Annotated in this window: 2 protein-coding genes; both read right to left on the bottom strand. The window is 34.6% G+C overall.

Features of this window, described 5'->3' with window-relative positions; all coding sequences use genetic code 11:
* Positions 1-395 (bottom strand): hypothetical protein (locus tag QR64_RS25920; protein ID WP_200886508.1); only part of this gene is annotated, 395 nt, incomplete at its 3' end.
* Positions 395-1,038: phage distal tail protein domain-containing protein (locus tag QR64_RS25915; protein WP_039585917.1), on the bottom strand; the 644-nt coding region annotated here is incomplete at its 5' end. The genes QR64_RS25915 and QR64_RS25920, both read right to left, overlap by 1 nt.

Genomic DNA, 1,038 nt, shown 5'->3' with positions numbered 1-1,038 from the left:
CCAGAGTTTGTCTTTTTGGCTATTGCGTTTGGAACGTCAAGACTTTCAATCATTGCCCAAAAGTAGTTTTTTAACGTAGCTTTATTACTTTCGTCTACATCGGTCACAAGGTAAACCATATCTAAATTCAGTTTTTTCCTCTTACCTAGAGCTTCTTCAATTGGAACAACTTCAGGAAAAAGTACTTGAACAATATCGCCAACTTCTACCGAAACGGTCAATGTAGCTGATGAAGTGTAAAGATAGCCTGTTTCCCACAGTTCGTAATCAATAACTTGACATCTTGCCTTTGGTATTGGAAGGCCTCTTTTTTCTTTTTTACCATTAGGCATTCTGAAATCAGATATATTGTAATAGTTAGGGTTAAAGTTATCATAAACGTTAGCTTCTAACATTAAATAAAGTCCGCCTTTCTCTTGATTTTAAGCTCTGCCTTACTTAAATTAACTAGCTCCATTTGACCTTTTTCAATTATACGAGTTCTGTATCGCTCAAAGTTCATTACAGGGAATAAGTTTAGTACAGTTGTACCCTTCCAGCCTTGATAAAATTCGTCATTTACATCTGTATTAATTAAAATATAATCTTGTACCTGTTCCGTCTTAAACACAATTGCAGTATATTCGTTTCCAACATCGTCTAAAAATCTAACTCCAGCAGGTGTTTTAGGAAGTTTCGGATATAATACCCCCATAAAACTAAATATTTTTTCTTTTATTTCCCAACGGCTTAAACGGCCTATGTCACTTTCCCCATAATAAGTGTAAGAGGTTCCTTCGATATACTTATAGTCTCCTGGTGCGGTTCCTCCATAAATTTTAGACTTACCAGAAAGAACTTTACCATTTTCAATCATGTCAAAAGTTAAATTTTCGTAAGTATACCACTTTGTAACTACATCGAAAGTTATCTTTTCGCTGAAAGTTCCGTTCTTACCGTAACCCTCTGTCTTTGTGACATCTGCTAAAGCTAAATCAGCATACACCTGAAAAATTTCTGTTTGATATTCAAGTGTAACGAATTTTTTGCTAAGAATAT

The organism is Rhodococcus sp. Chr-9 (assembly GCF_000801125.1).
Lineage (GTDB): Bacteria > Actinomycetota > Actinomycetes > Mycobacteriales > Mycobacteriaceae > Rhodococcus > Rhodococcus pyridinivorans.
This window is presented reverse-complemented; position numbering and strand designations above follow the sequence as displayed.